Source organism: Streptomyces thermocarboxydus (genome assembly GCF_024760485.1).
Lineage (GTDB): Bacteria > Actinomycetota > Actinomycetes > Streptomycetales > Streptomycetaceae > Streptomyces > Streptomyces cellulosae.
On the sequence record NZ_CP058273.1, the window covers coordinates 3,487,182 to 3,510,741 of the forward strand.

Annotated in this window: 25 protein-coding genes; 13 read left to right on the plus strand and 12 right to left on the minus strand. The window is 71.6% G+C overall.

All coding sequences use genetic code 11. The features are described from left to right. Window positions 1–1,080 carry a histidinol-phosphate transaminase gene (gene hisC / locus AY578_RS16060; RefSeq protein ID WP_019525332.1) on the minus strand — a complete coding sequence of 360 codons (1,080 nt, stop codon included), beginning with the start codon at window positions 1,078–1,080 and terminating at the stop codon, window positions 1–3. Between the two features lie 438 nt (window positions 1,081–1,518). On the opposite strand from hisC, the gene AY578_RS16065 reads away from it, so the two are divergent. From AY578_RS16065 to AY578_RS16075, 3 genes are all read left to right on the plus strand, one after another. Beyond that, window positions 1,519–2,631, plus strand: coding sequence for a LacI family DNA-binding transcriptional regulator (locus AY578_RS16065; protein WP_210635434.1), 1,113 nt, complete (start codon window positions 1,519–1,521; stop codon window positions 2,629–2,631). 476 nt (window positions 2,632–3,107) lie between these two features. Continuing rightward, window positions 3,108–4,202 (plus strand): metallophosphoesterase, encoded by a 1,095-nt coding sequence (locus AY578_RS16070; RefSeq protein ID WP_086020180.1) that lies wholly within the window; start codon window positions 3,108–3,110, stop codon window positions 4,200–4,202. Window positions 4,203–4,385: 183 nt separating this feature from the next. Further along, window positions 4,386–5,255, plus strand: coding sequence for a membrane protein (locus tag AY578_RS16075; protein ID WP_019525335.1), 870 nt, complete (start codon window positions 4,386–4,388; stop codon window positions 5,253–5,255). A 30-nt stretch (window positions 5,256–5,285) separates the two neighbouring features. On the opposite strand, the gene AY578_RS16080 is transcribed toward AY578_RS16075, so the two are convergent. From AY578_RS16080 to thiC, 3 genes are all read right to left on the minus strand, one after another. After that, window positions 5,286–6,674: a VWA domain-containing protein gene (locus AY578_RS16080; RefSeq protein WP_258902848.1), complete on the minus strand. Its 1,389-nt coding sequence runs from the start codon at window positions 6,672–6,674 to the stop codon at window positions 5,286–5,288. Between the two features lie 86 nt (window positions 6,675–6,760). Further along, window positions 6,761–7,615 carry a hypothetical protein gene (locus AY578_RS16085; protein ID WP_237556780.1) on the minus strand — a complete coding sequence of 285 codons (855 nt, stop codon included), beginning with the start codon at window positions 7,613–7,615 and terminating at the stop codon, window positions 6,761–6,763. A 78-nt stretch (window positions 7,616–7,693) separates the two neighbouring features. Next, entirely contained in the window at window positions 7,694–9,490 is a 1,797-nt protein-coding gene (gene thiC, locus AY578_RS16090) for a phosphomethylpyrimidine synthase ThiC (RefSeq protein ID WP_161231158.1), read from the minus strand. 254 nt (window positions 9,491–9,744) lie between these two features. On the opposite strand from thiC, the gene AY578_RS16095 reads away from it, so the two are divergent. Beyond that, the gene (locus tag AY578_RS16095; protein ID WP_136238676.1) at window positions 9,745–11,310 is read left to right on the plus strand and encodes a YibE/F family protein; all 1,566 of its coding nucleotides are present in this window, start codon (window positions 9,745–9,747) and stop codon (window positions 11,308–11,310) included. A gap of 76 nt (window positions 11,311–11,386) precedes the next feature. Here AY578_RS16095 and AY578_RS16100 read toward each other — a convergent pair whose 3' ends face one another. The 4 genes from AY578_RS16100 to AY578_RS16115 all read right to left on the minus strand — a co-directional run bounded on the left by AY578_RS16100 (window position 11,387) and on the right by AY578_RS16115 (window position 13,620). Continuing rightward, window positions 11,387–11,821 carry an SsgA family sporulation/cell division regulator gene (locus AY578_RS16100; protein WP_019525340.1) on the minus strand — a complete coding sequence of 145 codons (435 nt, stop codon included), beginning with the start codon at window positions 11,819–11,821 and terminating at the stop codon, window positions 11,387–11,389. Between the two features lie 98 nt (window positions 11,822–11,919). Further along, complete coding sequence (locus AY578_RS16105) at window positions 11,920–12,654, minus strand: IclR family transcriptional regulator (RefSeq protein ID WP_258907361.1); 735 nt, start codon at window positions 12,652–12,654, stop codon at window positions 11,920–11,922. Between the two features lie 291 nt (window positions 12,655–12,945). Further along, entirely contained in the window at window positions 12,946–13,155 is a 210-nt protein-coding gene (locus tag AY578_RS16110) for a DUF5326 family protein (protein WP_019525342.1), read from the minus strand. Window positions 13,156–13,302: 147 nt separating this feature from the next. Beyond that, window positions 13,303–13,620, minus strand: coding sequence for a cupin domain-containing protein (locus AY578_RS16115; protein WP_019525343.1), 318 nt, complete (start codon window positions 13,618–13,620; stop codon window positions 13,303–13,305). 57 nt (window positions 13,621–13,677) lie between these two features. Between AY578_RS16115 and AY578_RS16120 the strand changes: the two genes are divergently transcribed. The 6 genes from AY578_RS16120 to AY578_RS16145 all read left to right on the plus strand — a co-directional run bounded on the left by AY578_RS16120 (window position 13,678) and on the right by AY578_RS16145 (window position 18,345). Continuing rightward, window positions 13,678–14,055, plus strand: coding sequence for a phage holin family protein (locus AY578_RS16120; protein WP_019525344.1), 378 nt, complete (start codon window positions 13,678–13,680; stop codon window positions 14,053–14,055). 5 nt (window positions 14,056–14,060) lie between these two features. After that, window positions 14,061–14,552, plus strand: a complete 492-nt coding sequence (locus AY578_RS16125) for a low molecular weight protein-tyrosine-phosphatase (protein ID WP_161107041.1) — start codon at window positions 14,061–14,063, stop codon at window positions 14,550–14,552. Then, the gene (locus AY578_RS16130; protein WP_136238678.1) at window positions 14,549–15,700 is read left to right on the plus strand and encodes a cystathionine gamma-lyase; all 1,152 of its coding nucleotides are present in this window, start codon (window positions 14,549–14,551) and stop codon (window positions 15,698–15,700) included. The genes AY578_RS16125 and AY578_RS16130 overlap by 4 nt, the downstream gene beginning before the upstream one ends. Before the next feature lie 216 nt (window positions 15,701–15,916). Further along, on the plus strand, window positions 15,917–16,822 hold the full coding sequence (locus AY578_RS16135) for a LysR family transcriptional regulator (RefSeq protein ID WP_136238679.1): 906 nt from the start codon (window positions 15,917–15,919) through the stop codon (window positions 16,820–16,822). Window positions 16,823–16,910: 88 nt separating this feature from the next. Beyond that, window positions 16,911–17,393 carry an NUDIX domain-containing protein gene (locus AY578_RS16140; RefSeq protein ID WP_019525348.1) on the plus strand — a complete coding sequence of 161 codons (483 nt, stop codon included), beginning with the start codon at window positions 16,911–16,913 and terminating at the stop codon, window positions 17,391–17,393. A gap of 88 nt (window positions 17,394–17,481) precedes the next feature. Beyond that, the gene (locus AY578_RS16145) at window positions 17,482–18,345 is read left to right on the plus strand and encodes a GNAT family N-acetyltransferase (RefSeq protein ID WP_215188620.1); all 864 of its coding nucleotides are present in this window, start codon (window positions 17,482–17,484) and stop codon (window positions 18,343–18,345) included. A 117-nt stretch (window positions 18,346–18,462) separates the two neighbouring features. On the opposite strand, the gene AY578_RS16150 is transcribed toward AY578_RS16145, so the two are convergent. Both AY578_RS16150 and AY578_RS16155 read right to left on the minus strand, forming a co-directional pair. Next, window positions 18,463–18,882: a GlcG/HbpS family heme-binding protein gene (locus AY578_RS16150; RefSeq protein ID WP_215188621.1), complete on the minus strand. Its 420-nt coding sequence runs from the start codon at window positions 18,880–18,882 to the stop codon at window positions 18,463–18,465. A 103-nt stretch (window positions 18,883–18,985) separates the two neighbouring features. Continuing rightward, a complete protein-coding gene (locus AY578_RS16155) occupies window positions 18,986–20,194 on the minus strand; it encodes an MFS transporter (RefSeq protein ID WP_028960866.1) in 1,209 nt (402 codons plus the stop codon). A 142-nt stretch (window positions 20,195–20,336) separates the two neighbouring features. Between AY578_RS16155 and AY578_RS16160 the strand changes: the two genes are divergently transcribed. Both AY578_RS16160 and AY578_RS16165 read left to right on the plus strand, forming a co-directional pair. Continuing rightward, window positions 20,337–20,801: a MarR family winged helix-turn-helix transcriptional regulator gene (locus AY578_RS16160; protein WP_019525352.1), complete on the plus strand. Its 465-nt coding sequence runs from the start codon at window positions 20,337–20,339 to the stop codon at window positions 20,799–20,801. Between the two features lie 10 nt (window positions 20,802–20,811). Beyond that, a complete protein-coding gene (locus AY578_RS16165) occupies window positions 20,812–21,264 on the plus strand; it encodes a GNAT family N-acetyltransferase (RefSeq protein WP_215188622.1) in 453 nt (150 codons plus the stop codon). Window positions 21,265–21,330: 66 nt separating this feature from the next. Here the strand turns inward: AY578_RS16165 and AY578_RS16170 are convergent, their stop codons facing one another. Next, the gene (locus tag AY578_RS16170; protein WP_161107038.1) at window positions 21,331–22,725 is read right to left on the minus strand and encodes a serine hydrolase domain-containing protein; all 1,395 of its coding nucleotides are present in this window, start codon (window positions 22,723–22,725) and stop codon (window positions 21,331–21,333) included. Window positions 22,726–22,771: 46 nt separating this feature from the next. Then, a complete protein-coding gene (locus AY578_RS34090) occupies window positions 22,772–22,957 on the minus strand; it encodes a zinc-binding dehydrogenase (protein WP_161107037.1) in 186 nt (61 codons plus the stop codon). A 102-nt stretch (window positions 22,958–23,059) separates the two neighbouring features. On the opposite strand from AY578_RS34090, the gene AY578_RS16180 reads away from it, so the two are divergent. After that, a complete protein-coding gene (locus AY578_RS16180) occupies window positions 23,060–23,428 on the plus strand; it encodes a TetR family transcriptional regulator (RefSeq protein WP_202414566.1) in 369 nt (122 codons plus the stop codon). Window positions 23,429–23,560 lie beyond the last annotated feature (132 nt).

Consider the following 23,560-nt stretch of genomic DNA (forward strand, 5'->3'; position numbering starts at 1 on the left):
TCAGACCTGGGAGCGGAACTCCTCCGCGACCTTCAGGAAGATGTCGTTCGCCTCCGTCTCGCCGACGGTGACGCGCACGCCCTCGCCGGGGAACGGCCGGACGACCACACCCGCCTGCTCGCACGCCTGCGCGAACGGCACGGTGCGCTCCCCCAGCCGCAGCCACACGAAGTTGGCCTGGGTCTCGGGCACCGTCCAGCCCTGGGCGCGCAGCCCCTCGACCACCCGGTTGCGCTCGCAGACCAGGGAGCCGACCCGGCCGATCAGCTCGTCCTCGGCGCGCAGCGAGGCGATCGCCGCCTCCTGGGCGATCTGGCTCACGCCGAACGGAACCGCCGTCTTGCGCAGCGCCGCGGCCACGGGCTCGTGGGCGATGGCGAAACCGACGCGCAGCCCGGCGAGACCGTAGGCCTTGGAGAAGGTGCGCAGGACGCAGACGTTGGGCCGTTCGCGGTAGATCTCCACGCCGTCCGGCACCTCGGTGTCGCGGATGAACTCGCGGTAGGCCTCGTCCAGCACCACCAGGACGTCGCGGGGCACCCGGTCGAGGAACCGCTCCAGCTCGGCCCGGCGCACCACGGTGCCGGTCGGGTTGTTGGGGTTGCAGATGAAGATCAGCCGGGTCCGGTCGGTGATCGCGTCGGCCATCGCGTCCAGGTCGTGCACGTCGCCGTCGGTCAGCGGGACCTGCACGGACGTGGCGCCGCTGATCTGCGTGATGATCGGGTAGGCCTCGAAGGAGCGCCAGGCGTAGATCACCTCGTCGCCGGGGCCCGAGGTGGCCTGCAGCAGCTGCTGGGCCACGCCGACCGAGCCGGTGCCCGTCGCCACGTGGGACGCCGGAACCGCGAACCGCTCGGCAAGCTCGGCCGTGAGGGCGGTACAGGCCATGTCCGGGTAGCGGTTGAAGGTGGAGGCGGCGGCGGTCACCGTCTCCATCACGCCCGGCAGCGGCGGATAGGGGTTCTCGTTGGAGGACAGCTTGTACGCCACCGGCCCGTCGGCCGCCGCGGGCTTGCCCGGCTTGTAGGTGGGGATCCCCTCCAGCTCGGCGCGCAGCTTGGGGCTCGTCTCGCTCACCGCAGTCCTCCTCGCGAAGACCGGCGGCTCATGACCGCCGCCGACATCCAATACTCCTCACCTTATGAGGATTCGGCGTCGGTGCGTATAGGGGCGACGACCGGGCCTTCCTGCTCATGCGTCACAGGGACAACACCGGCAACATCGCCCGTACGGGTGCGAAGGGGGTGCGGGCCAGGGGCGCGCCGCACATATATCTATGCGCCGGTGGTTCGCGCCGTGGCGCGCGTCACCCGTGCAGGTGAGTTGAGACCTCTTCGCAACATCGCACCCTCGCCAGGCACGCATGCACCGACACGTCAGGGACTGGCATTGAACCGTTCAACACCCATGGTTTCCACGGCGATTGAGGCAGAATGATCATGCAGAAACGTGCCTGTCAACGCGTGCATATGCGTCCGCCCTACCCCACCGCATGAGCCCTACTATCGGCTCGCCATGACAGCAGCAGGGAAGCACCAGGTGAGCCGCGCGGAAACCTCACGCCGAGGCAGCAGGCCGGGTCGAGCGGGCATCAGGGACGTGGCCGCCGCCGCCGGAGTCTCCATCACGACCGTCTCCGACGCCCTCAACGGCAAAGGCCGGCTCCCGGACGCCACCCGGCGCCACGTCCGCGAGGTGGCCGAGAGACTGGGGTACCGCCCCTCGGCCGCCGCCCGAACGCTCCGCACCGGGAAGTCCGGACTCATCGGCCTGACCGTGACGACGTACGGGGATGAACCTTTCACCTTCACGGAGTTCGCCTACTTCGCCGAGATGGCGCGGGCCGCCACCTCCGCGGCACTCGCCCGCGGCTACGCCCTCGTCATCCTGCCCGCGACCTCCCGTCACGACGTGTGGTCCAACGTGGCCCTGGACGGCACGGTGGTCATCGACCCCTCCGACCAGGACCCGGTGGTCAGCGAGTTGGTCCGCCAGGGCTTACCCGTGGTCTCCGACGGCCGCCCGGCCGGCTCCCTGCCGGTCACGGCGTGGGTCGACAACGACCACGAGGCCGCCGTGCTCGGCATCCTCGACCACCTCGCCGCCTCCGGCGCCCGCCGCATCGGCCTGCTGACCGGCACCACCACCGACACGTACACCCACCTGTCGACCACGGCGTACCTGCGCTGGTGCGAGCGGGTGGGGCAGGACCCGGTGTACGAGGCGTACCCGGCGCACGACCCGTGCGCGGGCGCCGTCGCCGCCGACCGGCTGCTCGCCCGCCCGGACCGCCCCGACGCGGTCTACGGCCTCTTCGACCCCAACGGCACGGATCTGCTCGCCGCGGCCCGCCGCTACGGGCTGCGCGTGCCGGAGGACCTGCTTCTCGTCTGCTGCAGCGAGTCCACGGTGTACGCCAACACCGAGCCGCCCGTCACCACCCTGTCCCTGAAACCCCGCCGCATCGGCACGGCGGTGGTGCAACTGCTGATCGACGCCATCGAGGGGGTCGACTCGGACCAGCCGGTCGAGCAGGTGATACCGACCGAGCTGATCGTGCGCACGTCCTCGCAGCGCCGGCCGCCCCGCACGACGGTCAGCCCGCCGAGGTCGCCGCAGGGGACATGAACACCCGGGGGCACGAAGGGCCGGAGGACCACGGGGAATGCCCCGCTTCCGGAGGGGTGAAGCGAGACGGAACCCGGCCCGCCCGGGGCTCCCGGGGAAGCCGGACCGGACGTCCTGCGGGACGGTCCGGTCGAGAAGGGGTGCGGAGGCGTGCGCTCAGGGGGTGACGCGCGGAACGCGCGTCGAGGGGATGACCGGACGGGCCCGGAACCGGAAACCGGACCACCGGCCGGACATCGGGCGGAGCCCGGCCGGGCGTCCGTGGGGCGTTCGGGGGACGGCCGTGCGCCGGTGTCGAACGCCATTCGACGGGCCGGAGACCACCGCAAACGGGACGAAAGCCGCGATGAGCCGGAGTCCTGTTCTGATTCACCACCCCTGGGTCATCACACGGCGCGATCCGCATTCCTATGATGGGCCCACGACACCGCGGGCCGCTGCGACCAGGCAGTCCGACGCGGTGCAGATGCGGCGCGATGGTGGAGGGGTCGATGACTCAGGGGGCCGGTCAGGGACCCGAGGTGGAGCGGACGGCGACGTTGCGCGACTTCCGGGTACCCGCGTACGTCCACGAGACCGGTCCGTACGTCCACAGCAGCACCCACCCCGGTGACGTCGTGCCGCCGGCCGAGGAGGCGTACCCGGAGGGGTACACGCCGACCCAGCGGGACCTTCCGGTCATCAACCGGGGTGACACGGTCCAGGTGACCGTCGACCCCGTGGCCGCGCCCGCCCCGCAGCCCGCCACCGGCAAGGGTCCGCTGTACGTGGTCGGCGACGTTCACGGCTATCTGGACGAGCTGGTGGCCGCCCTCCAGGAGCAGGGCCTCATCGACGCCGCGGGCAACTGGTGCGCCGGCACCGCGCGCCTGTGGTTCCTCGGCGACTTCACCGACCGCGGCCCGGACGGCATCGGCGTCATCGACCTGGTGATGCGGCTGTCCGCCGAGGCCGCCGCGGCCGGCGGGTACTGCAAGGCCCTCATGGGCAACCACGAACTGCTGCTGCTCGGCGCGAAGCGGTTCGGCGACACGCCCGTCAACTCCGGCGCGGGCACCGCCACCTTCCAGGCGGCCTGGCTGCTGAACGGCGGCCAGAAGACCGACATGGACCGCCTCCAGGATCACCACCTGCAGTGGATGGCCCGCCTCGACGCCGTCGAGGAGGTCGACGGCCATCTGCTGCTGCACTCGGACACCACCGCCTACCTCGACTACGGCCGTTCGATCGAAGAGGTCAACGACACGGTCCGCGAGACCCTCACGCGCAACGACGCCGACGAGGTCTGGGACCTGTTCCGCAAGTTCACCAAGCGGTTCTCCTTCCGGGACGAGGGCGGCGCCGACGCGGTGCGCTCCCTGCTCAATACGTACGGCGGTACCCGGGTCGTTCACGGGCACAGCCCGATCCCGTATCTGCTGGGCGAGGTCGGCTCCGAGGACGGCGAGGACGACGGCGGCCCCGTGGTGGCCGAACCGCACGTGTACGCCGACGGACTCGCCATCGCGATGGACGGCGGCGTGACGATGGCAGGAAAACTGCTGGTACGGCAGTTGCCTCTGACCAACTGAGGTGCCCTTGGGTCGCGTTGAGGCGGCCCGCGACCGCATCCCGGGGACGGCAATTTCCGCAGACCCCCTGTCAGGGCGCGCCGTCACCGCTCTACCATCGGCTTATCCGTAGCAGGCTCCCCTCCGTTTCTGCCCGACGGCTCGTCAGCATGCCGAGCCCCAAGCCCTACGGAGCATCGGGGGATGCACATGAACAGCGTTCCGCAGCACCTGCTGAGCGAGGACCGCCAGGACTACGAGCGGATTCTCGATGAGGCGCTGCGCTCCGCACCACACAACCCGGAGCTGGCCGCTGTGGGACAGCGGCTCAACTCGGAGCAGCTGCGCACGATGGCGCTGAACGCCACCGCGCTCATCAGCGCGGCCGCGGCGACGGAGTACCAGCATTACGTGAAGGTCCGCGAGGAGGCCCGCAGGCCGCCCACGGTCACCCCGGCGGTGCGCGACGCGGGCACCGGCGAGCCGGGCGCCACCGGCGCGGCGGGGTTCGCCGCGTCGATGGGCGAGATGGCCGAAGCCGCCGGAGCGGGGGTGGCGGCCGTCGTCGCCGTCCTGGCGCCGGTCCTGGCCGGGACCGCCGCCGCGATATTCCTGCTCGTCGGCTTCGTCCTGCGGACGCTCGACTCGGAGAACGAGTTCGCGCGGACGATGCTGACCACCGGCTGGGTGTTCGGCGCGGTCACGGCGGTCGCCATCCTCGTCGCCGGGGCCGGCCTGCTGCTCACCGCGCTGCGCAACAAGCCCTCGGCGCTCGGCGGGACGTACCGCGAACTCGACGAGGAGGTGGCCCAGGCAAGGGACGCCTGGCGCGAGGCGCTGCTGGAACGGGGCATCGTGCCGTTCCTGCGGGAGGCTCTCGCCGACCCGGCGGGCGCGACGGCGCTCCAGCACACGGCGCCGCCCGCGCCGACCAGCCGCATCCCGCAGCTGGGGTACGACCGGCCGGGCTTCTCCAGCCCGGACGACGGGGCGCACCGGGGCACCCGCCCCAGCTACTCCAGCCCGGACTGGTCGAGCCCCGACTTCGGAGGCCCGGAACACCAGCCGGAGTAGCCGCCGGGTTGCGCGACGGGGGCGGGGGCGTCAGAGGATGCCCGCCCCGCGCGCCGCCCTGATCCACTGCGGGAACTCGGACAGCAGCCGGTCGTACAGCTCCGCGTCCGGGACCGTGCTGATGTCGTCGACGGCGAAGAAGCCGACGTTGTCGACGCGCCGTCCGGGCAGCGTGTCGAACCGCTCCAGCACGCCGTAGTTGGCGTGCCCGAGCCCCACGAACTGCCAGAACACCGGCTCCTCGACGGCCTCGCGCAGCTGCGCCTCGATGTCGGCGTCGCGGTAGACGCCGCCGTCGGAGAAGAACAGCACGAGCGTGGGGACGGGCACCGGGTTCTCCCGTACGTACGTACGCACCTCCGCGATGACCTTCTGCTCCTCGTTCTGGATGCCGACCTCGCGCATGTCGACCTGGCTGGGATCGAGACCCTTCTTGCGCTTGCGCCGGAACAGGGAGACCTCCCCCACGCGGACGTGCAGCCGCAGCCACTCGGGAAGCTCAGCGAGCCGCAGGTCGGGCAGGCGGGCCGGGTTGGTGGCAAACGTCCAGGCCTGCATCTCCCCGTCGTCGTCCAGCTGCGCGGCGACCGCCGCCATCCGCTCGACGACGTCGGCGACGGCACCCTTGGAGTACAGGAAGGACATCGACCCGGAGGCGTCCAGCACGAGAATCACGCGTGCGGTGACGTCGGCGGCCCCGTGCTTGCGCAGGCTGACCGCGACCTGCTCCTTGCGCAGGGACAGCCGCTTGCGCATGTCGACGGGCAGCCGCTCCTCGCCCTTGCCGAGGCGGGCGGCGCCGGACGGGGTCGGGGCGGGCGGCCCCGGATCGGCCGGCGGAGGCGGCAAGGGGGGCACAGGCGCGGTGACGAGGGGAGCCTGGGCGGGGTCGTCGACGGTAATGCCGAAGTCCGTGGCGAGTCCGGCGAGCCCGGAGTCGTACCCCTGGCCGACCGCGCGGAATTTCCAGGCGCCCTGCCGCCGGTACAGCTCACCGCCGATGAAGGCGGTCTCGGTCCCGGCCGCCATGTCGAAGCGGGCGATCTCGGTGCCCGAGGCCGCGTCCAGCAGCCGCAGCACAAGGCCGGGCACCTGCCCGAAGGTCCCGCCGTCGGCCGACGCCCCGAGCACGATCCGCTCGACCGCCGGCTCCACCGCGTGCAGGTCCACCTCGACGGTGTCGGTGGCGGCCCCGTCGGCATGCCGCTTGCCCAGGTGCCGCACGGCCCCGGAGGCGTGGCGCGGCTGGTTGTAGAACACGAAGTCCCCGTCGTCACGGACCCGCCCCACCGACGTGAGCAGCAGGGCCGACGCGTCGATGTCGGGCACCCCGGGCCCCGCCGCCCAGACCAGCTCGGCCCGCACGACGGGCACCTCGACAGAACAGTTGGACCCCTTGCTCAACGCCCACACAGCCATGGGCCCAGTCTGCCGACCCTCACCCGAAATAACGAGGTGACCCACGGGACCCGGTCATGGCGCCCGCACCCTCCTGTCCGGCTCTCTCAGCGAGACGGTCGGGCGCCTCGGCTCGTGCGAGGCTGTGCACGCAGGGCCGGCAGCCTGCGGTGATCATCGGGGCCCGACAGACTGTCGCCGATGGCCAGCAGCGACAGGATCCGCACCAGCCGTCCCGCTGAGGCCGCCGCCTCCAGCTTGTGATGGCCGTCGAGCAGGAAGTGCGTCAGTCCCCAGTGCTCGTAGTCGTCGTGCTCGTCGTCGCCCCAGTGAGGGATCACCGCGGGCCGACAGAGGTCGAGGGTGGACACCGCCACCGCGGTCGGCAGGCTTCCCCGTCGCATGCGCTCGGCGTACTGCTCCACCCGGTCCCGGTCGTTCCACAGCGGAGGGACCATGGGAACGACAAACTCGTAGAGGTGCGCGGTGTCGTCGACCACGGTTTCGAAGGTGCGGTAGTACGGCGTGCGCGGGTGCTCCGGAAGACCCCAGAACTGGTCCGGCCCCCATGTGGCCACCTGTTCGCCGCTGAAGTAGTCACCGTCCTGCCCCGGCAGGACCAGCCGTGGCCGGACGTCGCGCAGCAGGGGGAGGTACTCGCCATCCGGCAGCAGCGAGCCGAACACCGTCAGAACGTCGCCGTCCAGGCCGTCGATCCGGTCGGCGAGGCGTTCCCGCATGGCGTCCAGCGAAAGCGTTCCGCTCGCGCCCTCGAGCCGGCGGAACAGGAACTGGCATGTGCCGCACCACATGGACAGCTCGAAGGCGGGCTTGCCTTCGAGCACCAGCAGCCTGCGCCGCTGCGTGGATCCTCCCTCGGGGCGTTCGGCCCCGAAGCTCAGCCTCGCCTCGGGGCCGGGCACTCCAAGCCTGCGGGGCTCACCGACGATCACGGCCTTCATCGCACGACCGTACGACGGCATGCGCCGCCGACGGGGACCGGGTGGCGCGCTCAGCGGCGCAACCACCCGGTCCCGCACTCAGTCCGCGATCGGCAGGTACACCCGGTTCCCCGCCGCCGCGAACTCACGCGACTTCTGGGCCATCCCCTCCTCGATCTCCGTGCGGCTGCCGCCGTGCTCGCGGCGGATGTCCTGGGAGATCTTCATCGAGCAGAACTTCGGCCCGCACATCGAGCAGAAGTGCGCCGTCTTCGCCGGCTCCGCCGGGAGCGTCTCGTCGTGGAACTCACGCGCCGTGTCCGGATCGAGGGCCAGGTTGAACTGGTCCTCCCACCGGAACTCGAAGCGCGCATCGGACAGCGCGTCGTCCCACTCCTGGGCGCCCGGGTGCCCCTTGGCGAGGTCGGCCGCATGGGCCGCGATCTTGTACGTGATCACGCCCGTCTTCACGTCGTCCCGGTTGGGCAGGCCCAGGTGCTCCTTGGGCGTGACGTAGCAGAGCATGGCCGTGCCCCACCAGGCGATCATCGCGGCGCCGATGCCCGAGGTGATGTGGTCGTACGCGGGTGCCACATCCGTGGTGAGCGGGCCGAGCGTGTAGAAAGGCGCCTCCTCGCAGATCTCCTGCTGGAGGTCGATGTTCTCCTTGATCTTGTGCATCGGTACATGCCCCGGGCCCTCGATCATGGTCTGCACGTTGTGCCGCTTGGCGATGCTGTTGAGTTCGCCCAGCGTCCGCAGCTCCGCGAACTGCGCCTCGTCGTTGGCGTCCGCGATGGACCCGGGCCGCAGACCGTCGCCGAGCGAGTAGGTGACGTCGTAGGCGGCGAGGATCTCGCACAGCTCCTCGAAGTGCTCGTAGAGGAACGACTCCTTGTGGTGCGCCAGGCACCAGGCCGCCATGATCGAGCCGCCGCGCGAGACGATGCCGGTCTTGCGGTTGGCGGTGAGCGGCACGTATGCGAGCCGGACGCCCGCGTGGACCGTCATGTAGTCCACACCCTGCTCGGCCTGCTCGACGACCGTGTCCTTGTAGATCTCCCAGGTCAGCTCCTCGGCCTTGCCGTCGACCTTCTCCAGCGCCTGGTAGAGCGGCACGGTGCCGATGGGGACGGGGGAGTTGCGCAGCACCCATTCGCGGGTGGTGTGGATGTTGCGGCCGGTGGAGAGGTCCATGACCGTGTCGGCGCCCCAGCGGGTCGCCCACGTCATCTTCTCCACCTCCTCCTCGATGGAGGAGGTGACCGCCGAGTTGCCGATGTTGGCGTTGACCTTCACCAGGAACCGCTTGCCGATGATCATCGGCTCGCTCTCCGGGTGGTTGACGTTGGCGGGCAGCACCGCGCGGCCCGCCGCGATCTCCTCGCGGACCACCTCGGGGGAGACGTTCTCCCGGATCGCCACGAACTCCATCTCGGGCGTGATCTCGCCCCGGCGCGCGTACGCCAGCTGCGTGACCGCCTTCCCCTCGCGGCCCCGGCGCGGCAGCCGCGGGCGGCCGGGGAAGACCGCGTCGAGGTTGCGCAGTCCCCCGCGCGGCGAGGTGTGCTTGATCCCGTCGTCCTCGGGGCGGACGGGACGGCCCGCGTACTCCTCCGTGTCGCCGCGGGCGACGATCCAGTTCTCACGCAGCGGGGCCAGTCCCCGGCGGACGTCGGTGTCGACGAGTGGATCGGTGTACGGGCCCGAGGTGTCGTACAGGGTGACCGACTGCCCGTTGGTGAGATGCACCTGACGGACCGGCACCCGCAGGTCGGGGCGGCTGCCCTCGACGTACGCCTTGTGCCAGCCGATGGACTTCCCGGCCTCCGCGGCCTCCGACGTCTCCGTCGGGTTCTGCGTGGAGGCAGGCGTGCGTGCGTCCTTGTTGGTCATGAGACCTACTCCCTACGCCGGCATTACCCGGTAACAGGTTCGGCGGTCGACGCAGCGGTTTCCGTCTGCCGACGTCCCGTGTGAAACATCACCCGCTGTCGGTGATGTTTCACGTGGAACATCGCTGGGACGGAGGTCAGCGCCCTCTCAGCCCGGTGCTCCGAGCTCCCGCGTGTACAAAAGGTACCTCCACGCTAGCGTCATTTCTGGCGCGGTGAACAGAGGGCCCCCTTCCTTCTTGCGATGATCGGTCGGTGACCTCGAACCCTCCGCCTCCGTACCCGCCGTCCGAGCCGTCGCGCGGTGCCGGCACCCAACCCGGGCATGGTCCCGGGCAACGGCACGGGCACGGTCCCTGGCAGGGACACACGGGCGCGCACGAACACACCGGCTCCCACCGGCGCGTGGCCACGCCGGGGACGCCGGCTGATCCCCCGTCTCCGGCGAACGGGCACAGCCACGGCCACCCTCCGGTCCACAGCCACGGGCACAGCCACAGTCACGGCCCCGCCGCCCCCGTCTCCCGTCACCTCCGCAAGGTCATCGCCGCGGTCCTCATCCCCTTCACCGCGGCGGTCCTCGTCGGCCTGGCCGTGCTGTGGCCGGACGGCGCCCCTGCCCACGAGCGCACCGGCGTCGGCTTCGACCGTCAGACGCACCAGGCAACGGTCACCAAGGTGGTCGCGATGGACTGCGCCTCGGCCAACCCCTCCGCCGGCGTCCCGACCGGTGACACCTCCACCGCCGAGGGCTCCTCGGCCCAGCAACAGGCGGACGGCACCTGCAAGAAGGCGACGATCCGGGTCGACACCGGCAAGGACAAGGGCCGGACGTTCACCGAGATCGTCCAGCCGGACCAGTCACGGCAGTTGAGCGAGGGCCAGGGGGTCGTCGTCGCCTACGAGCCGTCGGCGCCGGAGGACCTCCAGTACTCGGTCGCCGATGTGAACCGCCGCTTCCCGCTCGCCCTGCTGGCCGGTGTCTTCGCGCTCGCCGTGGTGGCCGTGGGGCGGCTGCGGGGCGTCATGGCGCTGGTCGCGCTGGCGGTCAGCTTCCTGGTGCTCAACTTCTTCATCCTGCCGGCGATCCTGCAGGGCTCGAACCCGCTGGTCGTGGCGGTGGTGGGAGCCAGCCTGATCATGTTGCTCGCGCTGTACCTCTGTCACGGACTGTCGGCCCGCACCTCGGTGGCGGTGCTCGGCACGCTGGTCTCGCTGCTGCTGATCGGCATCCTGGGCTCGGTGTTCATCGGCTGGTCGGCCCTCACCGGCAACACCGACGACAACACCGGCCTGATCCACGGCCTCTACCCGGACATCGACATGAGCGGCCTGCTGCTCGCGGGCGTCATCATCGGCTCGCTCGGCGTCCTGGACGACGTGACGGTCACGCAGACGTCCGCGGTGTGGGAGCTGCACGAGGCCAACCCGGCGATGGGCCGCCGCGCGCTGTACCGGGCGGGCATCCGCATCGGCCGCGACCACATCGCGTCCGTGGTCAACACCCTCGTCCTCGCCTACGCGGGCGCCGCGCTGCCGTTGCTGCTGCTGTTCTCGGTGGCGCAGAGCGGCGTGGGGACGGTCGCCAACAGCGAGCTGGTCGCGGAGGAGATCGTGCGCACGCTGATCGGCTCGATCGGACTGGTGGCCTCGGTGCCGGTGACCACGGCCCTGGCCGCGCTGGTCGTCTCGGCGGACCGCCCGGCGGACCGCGCCCCGGTGCCCGGGCAGACGACGGCGCACGACCAGGCCGTCGGCCACGCGCCGGAACCCCGGCCTGCCATGGCGCGGGGCGGGCGGGGCAGGCGCCGCAAACGCTGACGCACGCCGCCGCGGGAAGACCTTCGGGGGCGCGCTGAAGCGTTACGCCACCGGCTCACCCGGTCGGCTCAACGCGTCAGCCGGCGCTCTGCTCCGCGAGGATGCGGTCGAGCGCGTCGTCGAGGTGGGCGTCGAAGTCGGCGAGCGCCCCTTCCTGACCCAGCGGCACCAGCTTGTCCGTGCGGTCGAGGAAGGCCACGAGCGGGGCGGTCGACGAGCGGAACAGCGCCTGGTCGCTGCCGACCTGGAGCCGGATCAGCACCTCGCCCAGGGTGTCGGGGTCGACCGGCGCGACCCGCACATCGCCCTCGCCGCAGGGCCTGCCCACGCCGTCGACCAGCAGCTCCCTGCCGAACGCCCAGGTCACGGGTGCGTCTCCGGGCAAATGGAAGGTCAGCCGCACCGCGTAGGGATCGCAGGTGTCATAACGCAGCTCCACCGGAATGCGGAAGGAAAGCTCCTCCGACACGAGAAAGCTCATCATGACCTCTGCCTGTACGGATTCGCGCATCGCCTACCCTGTCATTCGCCGCGGACTGGCCGGGCATGGACCCTGACTCTAGAGGGAATCTTGCTGAACGTACACAGCAGATCACAAGGAGTGAGTTTTCAGATACTGATAGACAGTGCGAGCGAGCCGAGCAGGCAGCGCATTTCGGCCTGCAGCCGCTGGACCGTCGGAAGGAGCCGGTCGGCCTGGTGCACGGGCAGCGAGACGGCCACGGTGGCCGCCGTCGCGCCGACCTTGAGGGGGATCGCGGCGCACACCGTCCCCAGTGCGTACTCCTGACGCTCGATCACCACATCCGCCTCCCGGGCGCGTTCCAGGCGCCGCAGCAGGCTCACGGCGTCACGCACCGTGTACGGGGTGACCGGGCGCACCGGGTAGCGGTCAAGGTGGTCGCGCCGGGCCGCGTCGTCCAGCTGCGCGAGGAGACACTGGCCGAGGGCGTGGGCGTGGGCGGTCTCCCGGAAGTCGGTCCACTCCTCGACGGCCGGATTGCCCGGGGTGTCGGCGACGCCGACCAGACCGATCTCGCCGTCGCGGTAGACGGCGTAGTAGACGGGGACGCCCACCGCGTCCCGCCAGCGGGCGAGGGTGTCGGTCACCGTGCTGCGACGTTTCTGCTGGGCTCCGCTGCCGCCGAGCCGCTCGGCGGCCTCCCCGAGGTAGAACATCCCGCGGTCGCGGCGCAGATAGCCCTCGTGCACCAGGGTGCGCAGCAGGTGGTAGGCCGTGGGGAGCGCCAGTCCGGTCTCCCGGGCGAGCTGCTTGGCGGGAGCGCCGTGCTCGTGGGCGGCGACGGTCTCCAGCAGGCGCATGGCGCGCTGGACCGAGCCGATGAGGGTCGCGCCGGGGGGAGACGTGGGCGGGGCCGGGGAACGGGGCTGTGGGGGGACCGCGGTCCGAGGGGCGGGGGCGGTGCCAGTCGTGGCCAAGGGTCACTCCCGTAACGCGAGGGGGCAGCCCGTGCGGGGAACACGGGTGGTGGGGTCGCCGCTCGCGGGGACCGGCCCCGCGTCGAGTTCCGGACTCTAATCGTCCGTCACCGCACGCAGGAGGCCCTGGACGGAAACTTCCCCCACCCGAGGGAACCGGCGTATCCCGTTACCGCCCCGCCGGTTCCCGCCGGCTCACCAGTCGCGCGACGAGGAGCTCGCCGTGAACTTCCGCACCACGTAGATCAGTCCGCCGACCAACGCGACGAACACCAGCGCCTTGAAGAGCAGTCCGATGACGAAGCCGACCACGCTCGCTATCAGGCCGCCGAACACCACGAGGGCGATGACCGGCACCGCGATCCACTTCACCCACCACGGCAGTCCCGTGAAGATCTCTCGCATGGCCTCGTCCTTACCTCTCCGCCCGCTGTCCGCCGGGTCCTGTCGATGATGTCCGCTCTCGATGCTAGGGCGGCCGGGGGCCGGACGGGGGCTTCGGATCCCTTGTCCTCCCCTGACCCGTCCCCTAGGGAACCCCGGGGCCCGGCCTCAGCTCTCCGGCGGAGAGAACACCACCACGACCCGCAGGTCCTCGCTGATGTGGTGGAACTTGTGCGCCACCCCGGCCGGCACGTAGACGACGCTGCCGCGCGCGACCTCGGTGGTCTCCATGCCGACGGTGATCGAGGCGCGGCCGCTGACCACGAGGTACACCTCGTCCTGGTGGTGCGGCTGCTGCGGGTCCTGGGCGCCCGCGTCCAGGGCGTAGAGACCGACCGACATGTTCCGTTCCCGCAGGAACTGCAGGTACGCCCCGTCGTTCGCGGCGCGTTCCGCTTCGAGTTCGTCCAGCCTGAATGCCTTCACGGGTCCCGCCCCTGCCCTCACTGCCCGATCACGATGCTGTCTGCCACGATCAGACACATGAAGAATTTCCTCGTCAAGACGATCGCCAACGCGGGAGCCCTCGCGGTCGCGGTCTGGCTCCTCGACAAGATCACCCTGACCGGGGACAGCACCGGCAAGGAGATAGGCACGCTGTTCCTGGTGGCGCTGATCTTCGGCGTGGTGAACTTCCTGGTCAAGCCGGTGGTCAAGCTGCTGAGCCTGCCGCTGCTCATCCTGACCCTGGGCCTGTTCACCCTGGTGGTGAACGCCCTGATGCTGCTGCTCACCTCCTGGCTCGCCGACCAGTTCGACCTGAGCTTCCACGTGGACGGCTTCTGGACGGCCGTGCTGGGCGGACTCATCATCTCCGTGGTCTCCTGGGCTCTGAACGTGATCCTGCCCGACGGGGACTGACCACCATGACCTACCGCGTCTGCTTCGTGTGCACCGGCAACATCTGCCGCTCTCCGATGGCCGAATCCGTCTTCCGCGCGCGCGTGGCGGAGGCCGGGCTCGAGGAGCTGGTGGAGGTCGACAGCGCCGGCACCGGCGGCTGGCACGAGGGCGAGGGCGCGGACCCCCGCACCGTCGCCGTCCTGCGGGAGAACGGCTACGACGCCGAGCACACGGCCCGGCAGTTCGACCCGTCGTGGTTCGGCCGGCTCGATCTCGTCGTCGCCCTGGACGCCGGTCACCTCAGGGCGCTGCGCCGCCTCGCTCCCACGGAGCGGGACGCGGAGAAGGTGCGGCTGCTGCGGTCGTTCGACCCGGCGGCCGGTGACGACCTCGACGTGCCCGACCCGTACTACGGGGGTCCCGAGGGTTTCGACGCGTGTCTTGAGATGGTGGAGGCGGCGAGCCACGGGCTGCTCGCCGCGGTACGTGAGCAGGTGGAAGGACGGGCGGCATGAGCGACGCGACGAGAGGCACGGCAGGCACGCCGGGCGACGGCACCCGTGCGGTGCGGGCCGGGCTGCCCGAGCCGGTGAAGCACGAGCCGACCCTGCCCGGGCCGGTGTTCGCGGCCCACTTCCATCTGCCGGGCGACCCCACCGGCCCGTACACCTACGGCCGGGACGAGAACCCGACGTGGACCCTGCTGGAGCGGGCGATCGGGGAGCTGGAGGGTCCGGGGCGGGGCGACGTCGAGACGCTCGTGTTCGCCTCGGGCATGGCCGCCATCTCCGCGGTGCTGTTCTCGCAGCTCCGCGCGGGGGACGCGGTCGTCCTGCCCGACGACGGCTACCAGGCGCTGCCGCTGGCGCGCGCCCAGCTGGAGGCGTACGGCATCGAGGTGCGTACGGCGCCGACGGGCGGGGACGCCCAGCTGGAGGTGCTGGACGGGGCGAAGCTGCTGTGGATCGAGACGCCCTCGAACCCCGGTCTCGACGTGTGCGACGTGCGGCGGCTCGCCGACGCGGCCCACGCGCAGGGGGCCCTGGTCGCCGTCGACAACACCCTGGCGACGCCGCTGGGCCAGCGTCCGCTGGAGCTGGGCGCGGACTTCGCGGTGGCCAGCGGCACCAAGCAGCTCACCGGCCACGGCGACGTGCTGCTCGGCTACGTCACCGGGCGCGACGCCGAGGCGATGGCCGCGGTCCGGCGCTGGCGGAAGATCGTCGGGGCCATTCCGGGGCCGATGGAGGCGTGGCTCGCGCACCGGTCGATCGCCACGCTGCAGCTGCGCGTGGAACGGCAGAACGCGACCGCGCTGCGGCTCGCCGAGGCGCTGCGGGAGCGGCCGGAGGTCACGGGCCTGCGCTATCCGGGGCTGCCGGACGACCCGTCGCACAAGGTCGCGTCCCTGCAGATGCGCCGCTACGGGTGCGTGGTGTCCTTCACGCTGCCGTCCCGCGAGCGGGCGGACAGCTTCCTCGACGCCCTGCGTCTGGTGGACGACGCGACGAGCTTCGGCGGCGTGCGGTCCACGGCGGAGCGGCGCGGCCGCTGGGGCGGGGACGCGGTGCCGGAGGGCTTCGTCCGCTTCTCCGTCGGCGCCGAGGACCCGGAGGACCTGATCGCGGACGTGCTGCGCGCGCTGGATGTGACAGCGGGCTGACCTGCGCACCTCTGATGGACGACACCCCCTGCGGACGGTCCGAGCCTCCCCCCTCGTGGCTCGGACCGTCCTCGGTTCTGCGCGCTGAGAACCGCGCGACTCAGGCTAGTTGACTCAGTGTCAGTGTCCAATCACAGTAACGACAGCGACCTATCGACAAATTTATAGTTGGCTCCGTCCGGTCTGCGGCGGGCCGACGAGGGAGGGGTGCGTGCCGTGGATCTGGCCTTGCTGCGGACCTTCGTGACCGTGCACCGGGCCGGTTCCTTCACGCGCGCGGCCGCCCTGCTGGGCCTCTCGCAGCCGGCGGTCACCTCGCAGATCAGAACCCTGGAGCGGCAGGTCGGACGGCCCCTGTTCCTGCGGCAGGCACGCGGGGTGACACCCACGACGATCGGCGACGAACTCGCCCACAAGGCGGCGCCCCACCTGGACGCGCTGGTGAAGATAGCCGAGTCCGGGCTGGAGGAGGACTCCTCCTTACGCACCCTGCATCTCGCCGGGCCTCCCGAGTTCACCGCCGAGCGGGCGCTGCCCGCGCTCACGGAGCTGACCGGTGAGGACGGCCAGGGCTTCGCCCTCCGCGCGTCCTTCGGCACCGCCGACGAGGTCCTGGAAGGGCTCGCCGCCGGCCACCACGACCTGGCCATCAGCACCGTCCGCCCTCGCGGCGCCCTGCTCTCGGCGACCGCGCTCTGCGACGAGGAGCACGTCCTGGTCGCCGCCCCGCAATGGGCCGGGCGGATCGGCACCGGGACGCTGCGGCGGTCCGGCCCGGCTGTCCTGGAGCGGGTCCCGGTCGTGGAGGTGCACGAGTCGCTGCCCTTCGTCGCCCGCTACTGGGCCTCCGTGTTCGACTCCCGTCCGGTCTGCCCGGGCACGGTGATCGTCCCGGATCTGCGCGCCGTGCTGGCGTGCGCGACGGCCGGGGCGGGCCTCGCCGTGCTGCCGCGCTATCTGTGCGCGGGCGCGCTGGAACGCGGCGAGGTGGTGGCCCTGCACGAACCCGCGGTGCCTCCGCTGCGCACCTACTTCCTCGCCGTCCGTACCGGCACACTGGCGATGCCGCACATCGCGCGGGCCCATGGGTGGCTGGAGCGGGCGGCCTCCGACTGGTGCTGACGGGGGTGCCGGCGCACCCGGTGTCTGTGGCCGGAGCAAGGGCGTCCGGCGATGTTTCACGTGGAACCAGCTGGGCCACATTCCCCCCATGACCGTCCGACCCGTGGTCAAGCGCACCGCCCGAGCCGTTCTGCTGGACGGCGATCACCTGGTCCTGATCAAGCGCACCAAACCCGGTGTGGACCCGTACTGGGTCACGCCCGGGGGCGGGGTCGAGCCGGGGGATCCGACCGTCGTCCACGCCCTGCACCGTGAGGTGTACGAGGAGCTGGGCGCCAAGATCACCGATGTGGTGCCGTGCTTCGTGGACACCGTGGAGCACATCGGCGAGGACGAGGGCTCGACCGGCGTGAAGGTGCAGCACTTCTTCGTCTGCCGTCTGGAGTCCATGGACCCGTCCCTGCGGCACGGCCCGGAGGTCGAGGAACCCGCCGGCGAGTACGAGATCGTGCGCGTGCCCTTCACCCGGGTCGGCATCGCCTCCGTCCACCTCGTACCGCTGTCCCTGCGGCACTACCTCGACGGCAACATCGAGGGCGTGCGCGCGCTGCACGCCTCCGACCTGGGCTGATGACGGCCTGGACGGGATGGCCAAAAGCACGTACGCATCTGCCGAAACGGGTGGACGCCGAAGGCTCCGGTCGGACAGCCTGACCTGCGTGCCGACACCTTCTCTCGACTCCCTGCCCATCCGCCGTCTGACGCTGCGCGATCTCACCGCCTGCGCCGACCTGTCCGAGGACCGGGGGTGGCCCCGGGAGGAGCACAAGTGGGGACTCCTGCTCGCGGCGGGACGCGGCCACGGCGTCGACGCCCCCGACGGCGGCCTGGCGGCCGCCTGCGTCGTCACCGAGTACGGGCCCCGGGAGCAGCCCTCGCTGGCGGCCGTGGGCATGGTGCTCGTCGCGGAGCGCCACTCCCGTCAGGGCCTCGGGCGCCGGCTGATGCGCCATGTCGTCGAGGAGGCGGGCACCACTCCCCTCACCCTGTACGCCACACCCCTCGGCCGCCCCCTCTACGAGGAGCTCGGTTTCAAGGTCACCGGGCAGGCCGAGATGGTGCGCGGCCGGTTCGTCCCGTCCGGCCGGCCGGAGGTCCTGACCCGCACGGCCACCGCTGACGACCTCCCGGCGATCCTGCGGCTCGACGAAGAGGTCTTCGGCATGGACCGGACGCACATCGTGACCCGCCTGCCCGCCTTCGCGGACCAGCTGCGGGTGGCCGAGGAGGACGGACGGATCACCGGCTACGCCGCCGCCTGGCCCAACATGGACACGCATGTCGTGGGCCCGCTGATCGCCCGGGACACCGCGCCCGCCCAGGCGCTCATCGCCTCCCTGGCCTCCCACACCAACCGGCCGCTGCGCACCGACATCGACGTCCGGCACCGCGAGCTGCTCGACTGGGTGAAGGAGCACGGCCTCGCGCCGGTCACGCTCAACGCCGTCATGACGCACGGGATCACGGAACTGCCGGGGGACTGGAGCAGGCGGTTCGCCCCGGTGACGGTGGCGGCCGCCTGACGGTGTGCACGGACGGCGACGCCGGTCCCGCGTGCACTGAGGGACCGGCGTCGCCGTGCGGTGCGCCGTACAGGCGCGCTGTGCTGCGATGTACGGGGTGTTGGGGCCCGTCCGTCGTCAGGCGAGGGACTCCGCCGCGGCGGTGGCGAAGCCGTGGTCCTGCTCCGGGGCGCCGCCGCCGACGCCGACGGCGCCGATCAGCCGCCCGTCACGCCGTACCGGCACGCCGCCCGCGATGAAGAGCAGCGGCCGGTCGAGGGCGGTCGGCAGGGTGTGGAAGAGGCCGCCGGGCTGCACGGCATCCACCAGGTCGGCGGTGGGCGTGTTCAGCTGCAGCGCGGTGTAGGCCTTGCACGTGCTGGTCTCCCCGGAGATCAGCACGGCCCGGTCGTCCCGGCGGAAGGCGAGCAGGTGCCCGCCCGCGTCGAGGACGGTCACGCTGACGGTGACACCGGCCTTCTCGGCGGCCTCGACGGCGGCGGTGACGAGGGTCTCGGCGTCCGCGGTGGTCAGCGGGGCGACGGCGGTGGTGGTCATGAGGTGGTTCTCCTTGCGGTTCGTGCGATGTCCGTCATGACGGACGGGAGGGGATCGGCGGGTGCGGGGACGGCCCTGGCCCCGCGCCCGGAGGCGCTGCCGGTCAGTGCGTGGCGACGGTCGGCCGCTCCGCGGGGGCCGCGCCGGCGACCGGGGCGCCGGCCGCCCGCTCACGGCGCTCGAGACCGGCCGAGAGGACGGCGAGTGCCAGGGCGGCCGCGGCGAGGACGGCTCCGACCCAGTTGGGAGCGGTGTAGCCGAGTCCGGCGGCGATCACGAGGCCGCCCAGCCAGGCGGACAGCGCGTTGCCCAGGTTGAAGGCGCCGATGTTGAGCGCCGAGGCCAGGGTGGGCGCGCCGTGCGCGTGGTCCAGGACCCGCTTCTGCAGCGGAGGGACGGTGGCGAAGCCGAGCGCACCGACGAGGGCGATGGTGACCGCGGCGGCGATCTTGTTGTGGGCGGTCAGGGTGAACAGCGCCAGGACGGTGGCGAGGGCGCCGAGGGACACGTACAGCATCGGCATCAGGGCGCGGTCGGCGTACTTGCCGCCGACGAGGTTGCCGCCGACCATGCCGAGGCCGAACAGCACCAGCAGCCAGGTGACGGAGCCGTCGGCGAAGCCCGCGACGTGCGTCATCATCGGCGCGATGTAGGTGATCGCCGCGAAGACGCCGCCGAAGCCGAGCACGGTCATCGCCATGGCGAGCAGAACCTGGACGTTCTTCAGGGCGGCCAGCTCGTGGCGCAGCCGCACGCCCTCGGGCTTCGGCATGTCGGGCACCAGCTTGGCGACGCCCAGCAGGCCGACCACGCCGAGCGCGGCGACGATGCCGAAGGTGACGCGCCAGCCGAGGGACTGGCCGACCAGGGTGCCCAGCGGCACGCCGACCACGTTGGCGACGGTGAGACCGGTGAACATCAGGGAGATGGCGCCGGCCCGCTTGTCGGGGGCGACCAGGTCGGCGGCCACGACGGAGCCGATGCCGAAGAAGGCGCCGTGGGCCAGGGAGGCGACCACCCGTCCGGTCAGCATGAGGCCGAAGGTGGGGGCCAGCGCCGACAGCAGGTTCCCGACGACGAAGAGGCCCATCAGCAGCATCAGCATGCGCTTCCGGGTGATCTTGGTGCCGAGCACGGTCATCAGGGGGGCGCCGAACATCACACCCAGGGCGTAGCCGGTCACCAGGTAACCGGCGGTGGGGATGGAGACACCGAAGTCGCCCGCGACCTCGGGCAGCAAGCCCATGATCACGAATTCGGTGGTGCCGATCCCGAAGGCCCCGATCGCGAGGGCCAGAAGCGCGAGAGGCATGAGGGAACAGACCTTCCGGAGATTGCGGTAGCGCTTAACGAGACTCAACAATAATTGCAGACGCGGGATACTTGCAAGCGCGGGATATTTCGTTCGTGTTCTACCCTGGGTGTCAGACCCTGCTGGACGGAGGAATCACCCCATGACAGCCACGGACCCCGCGCTCACCGCCCTCGCCCAGGGCTGGTGTGCTCTCTCGCTGCTGCACGGGAGGATCGAGGCGCACATCGAGCGCGCCCTGCAGGCCAAGCACGATCTGAGCGTGCGGGAGTACTCGCTGCTCGACGTGTTGAGCCGACAGCACTCCGGGGAGGGGGGACATCTGCAGATGAAGCAGGTCGCCGACGCGGTCGTGCTCAGCCAGAGCGCCACCACCCGGCTGGTCACCCGGCTCGAGGACCGCGGTCTGCTGGAGCGTTACCTCTGTCCCACCGACCGGCGCGGCATCTACACCGACGTCACCGAGGCCGGCCTCAAGCTGCTGGAGGAGGCGCGGCCCACCAACGACACGGCGCTGCGCGAGGCGCTCGACGAGGCGGCGAAGAACCCCGACCTCGCCCCGCTGGTCCGCGCCGTCGAGACGCTGAAGGCGCCGGTGCCCGCATAAAGTGCGCGGCATGGAAGACCTTGAGATACGGCCGGCGACCGCCGACGACGTCCCGGCGATCGTCGCCATGCTGGCGGACGACCCACTGGGTGCGCAGCGCGAGTCACCGGACGACCTCGCGCCCTATCTGACCGCGCTGGAACGGCTGCGCGCCGACCCGAACCAGCACCTTGTCGTCGCCGTCCAGGACGGTCGGATCGTCGGGACGCTTCAGCTCACGATCATCCCGGGACTGTCCCGACGCGGCGCCACACGATCGCTCATCGAAGCAGTGCGCATCCACGCGGACGCCCGCGGCGGCGGCCTCGGCGGCAGGCTGATCGAGTGGGCGATCGACACCTCCCGCCGCGAGGGCTGCCAACTGGTCCAGCTGACCTCCGACAACACCCGCACCGACGCCCACCGCTTCTACGAGCGGCTCGGTTTCACGGCGTCGCATGTGGGCTTCAAGCTGGCGTTGTGAGGGAGCGGCCGTGTTTCACGTGAAACACGGCCGCTCCGCGTCCGTCGGGGTCGAGCTCCCTCGGACCTACTGCAGGCCCCGCCACCCCTTGGCGTCCACGCCGCCGGGCACCGGGGCGCCCTCTTCGTACGGCTGCCGGGTGAACACGAACGAGCCGAGGTCGAGGTGGCTGACCGTGCCGTCCGTGCGCCGTACGGGCTTCAGCACCTCGCCGGCGTAATAGCCCTCGAGCCCCACCCAGCCGCCGTCACCGTCCGGACGGAAGCGGGAACGCCGCCCCTTCCCGGAGAGCGGCTCCAGCGCGAGCAGCCCGTCGGCCGACAACCGCAGCCCGAAGGCGTACGTCCCCCAGTACCACTGGCCCACCAGGTCGAGCGCGGCGGCGTCGGTCTCCCGGACCTCCGGGATCGGCCGCCAGGGGGCGGGGATACGGGGTTCCGCCTCCGCGACGATCCGCACCAGGTCGGCGGCGACGGTGAACGGAGCGGGGCCGGAGGTGCAGTTGGCCAGGACCACCGCGCTGACGTCGTCCGCGAGCCCCATCGTCAGGCAGGCCAGGAACCCCGGGAGCGAGCCGGTGTGCCCGACGAGCGCCCTGCCGTGCTGGTGGCGCAGCTCGAGCCCCAGGCCGTACGCGTAACCGTCGGCCACGTCCGCCGCCTCGGCCGGTGCCGCCGGCGTCCGCATCTCCCGCACCGAGCCGGCGCTCAGCACCCGCTCGTCGCCCGCGACCAGGAAGGCCGCGAAGCGCGCCAGGTCGCCGGTGGTGGACCACAGCTGTCCGGCGGGAGCCATCACGCCCAGGTTCTCCAGCGGCTCGGGCTGCATCACGTCGGCCCACGGGTGCACGGCCCAGCCGCCCGCGTGCGGTGCCACGGGCTCGACGGTGGTGCGGTGCAGCCCCAGCGGTTCGAGCACCTCACGCCGCAGGACGTCCGCCCACGGCGCCCCGCGCAGCTTCTCGACCAGCGCGCCGAGGAGCGCGTAGCCGGGGTTGGAGTAGTGGAAGCGCCGGCCCACGGGATGAATGAGGGGACGCTCCCCCAGGACGTCGGCGATTTGGGGACGCAGGGAGCCGGGTGTCCGCTCCCACCAGGGGCCGGGCGTCTCGGCGGCGAGCCCGGCGCGGTGTGCGAGCAGATCGACGACGGTCACGTCGCCCACGCCGGTGCCGGGCAGGTGCCTCTCCAGCGGGTCGGCGAGGTCGAGCAGACCCTCGTCACGCAGCCGCATCACCAGAACGGCAGTGAAGGTCTTGGTGATCGAACCGATCCGGTACTGGACGTCGCCGTCCGGGACCTCCCCCTCCACCGAGCTCCGGGCCCCGCTCCACACGGTCCTCCCGTCCCGCACGACGGCCGCGACCAGTGAGGGCGCCCGCCCTTCCGTCTGCGCGACGGCGATCCGGTGCAGCAGCGCCCGCCGGGTGCCGGGCAGCAGTTCTTCCTGAGGTGACGTCATGCCCCCAGTTCAGCAGGTGAGTCGGCCGGACGCGCCCGGGGTCGCGTCAGGGGACCAGGACGACCTTGCCGAGATGGGCGCGCTCCTCGACGACCTCGTGCGCCCGGGCGGCTTCCGCCGGCGAAAAGCGGGCGTGGGCGACCGGCCGCAGCCGCCCGGACAGGGCGCTCTCCCACAGCTCCCGGCTGTGCCGGGCGTAGAGGTCGCGCCGAGTCCGTGCGAACCGCGCCATGGTCAGTCCGGTGACGGTCTTCGACCCGGCGAGGAGGTCGAAGGCGCGTACGGTGCCACCGCCCGAGTTGCGGACAGGGCCTTCCCCACACGCCGCTTGCCGATGCAGGCCCACGACCCCCGCGCACGGCCCAGCCGGACCCGGCTGCGGAAGGCCATCCTGGAACTGGCCGCGACCAAGGAGATCGGCGCGATCACCATGTCGGAGATCGCCAGACAGGCAGGCGTCAACCGGGCGACCGTCTACCAGCACTTCCCCGACGTGAACGCCCTGGTGACCAATGCCATGGCCGACGCCGTGGCCCACGTGGCCCGGGCAGCGGCGCTCTGCCCCCTCGACGCACCGCGCGACGAGGCACCCCCACCCCTGCACGCGTTGTTCCGGCGCGTCTCGGACAGCAGGCCGCTGTACCGGCGCATGCTGGCGACCAGGGGAACGCGCTGTTCGCCGCGCGCCTGCGGGAGCGGCTGACCGCGGAACTCACCGCGGCGTTTTGCGAAGGACGCCGCCCCGCCGGCTTCGAGGACGTACCGGCCGAACTGCATGCCGCCTACCTGGCCGGCGCCCTGATCGCGGTGGTCGCCACCTGGGTCGCCGACGAGA

Bases quoted from the DNA above. Each gene is read 5' to 3' on its own strand.
- AY578_RS16065 (WP_210635434.1), top strand. From the start codon at position 1,519: ATGACAGCAGCAGGGAAGCACCAGGTGAGCCGCGCGGAAACCTCACGC.
- AY578_RS16070 (WP_086020180.1), top strand. From the start codon at position 3,108: ATGGTGGAGGGGTCGATGACTCAGGGGGCCGGTCAGGGACCCGAGGTG.
- AY578_RS16075 (WP_019525335.1), top strand. From the start codon at position 4,386: ATGCACATGAACAGCGTTCCGCAGCACCTGCTGAGCGAGGACCGCCAG.
- AY578_RS16080 (WP_258902848.1), bottom strand. From the start codon at position 6,674: ATGGCTGTGTGGGCGTTGAGCAAGGGGTCCAACTGTTCTGTCGAGGTG.
- AY578_RS16085 (WP_237556780.1), bottom strand. From the start codon at position 7,615: ATGAAGGCCGTGATCGTCGGTGAGCCCCGCAGGCTTGGAGTGCCCGGC.
- thiC (WP_161231158.1), bottom strand. From the start codon at position 9,490: ATGACCAACAAGGACGCACGCACGCCTGCCTCCACGCAGAACCCGACG.
- AY578_RS16100 (WP_019525340.1), bottom strand. From the start codon at position 11,821: ATGCGCGAATCCGTACAGGCAGAGGTCATGATGAGCTTTCTCGTGTCG.
- AY578_RS16110 (WP_019525342.1), bottom strand. From the start codon at position 13,155: ATGCGAGAGATCTTCACGGGACTGCCGTGGTGGGTGAAGTGGATCGCG.
- AY578_RS16120 (WP_019525344.1), top strand. From the start codon at position 13,678: ATGAAGAATTTCCTCGTCAAGACGATCGCCAACGCGGGAGCCCTCGCG.
- AY578_RS16125 (WP_161107041.1), top strand. From the start codon at position 14,061: ATGACCTACCGCGTCTGCTTCGTGTGCACCGGCAACATCTGCCGCTCT.
- AY578_RS16130 (WP_136238678.1), top strand. From the start codon at position 14,549: ATGAGCGACGCGACGAGAGGCACGGCAGGCACGCCGGGCGACGGCACC.
- AY578_RS16140 (WP_019525348.1), top strand. From the start codon at position 16,911: ATGACCGTCCGACCCGTGGTCAAGCGCACCGCCCGAGCCGTTCTGCTG.
- AY578_RS16150 (WP_215188621.1), bottom strand. From the start codon at position 18,882: ATGACCACCACCGCCGTCGCCCCGCTGACCACCGCGGACGCCGAGACC.
- AY578_RS16155 (WP_028960866.1), bottom strand. From the start codon at position 20,194: ATGCCTCTCGCGCTTCTGGCCCTCGCGATCGGGGCCTTCGGGATCGGC.
- AY578_RS16160 (WP_019525352.1), top strand. From the start codon at position 20,337: ATGACAGCCACGGACCCCGCGCTCACCGCCCTCGCCCAGGGCTGGTGT.
- AY578_RS16165 (WP_215188622.1), top strand. From the start codon at position 20,812: ATGGAAGACCTTGAGATACGGCCGGCGACCGCCGACGACGTCCCGGCG.
- AY578_RS16170 (WP_161107038.1), bottom strand. From the start codon at position 22,725: ATGACGTCACCTCAGGAAGAACTGCTGCCCGGCACCCGGCGGGCGCTG.
- AY578_RS34090 (WP_161107037.1), bottom strand. From the start codon at position 22,957: ATGGCGCGGTTCGCACGGACTCGGCGCGACCTCTACGCCCGGCACAGC.
- AY578_RS16180 (WP_202414566.1), top strand. From the start codon at position 23,060: ATGCAGGCCCACGACCCCCGCGCACGGCCCAGCCGGACCCGGCTGCGG.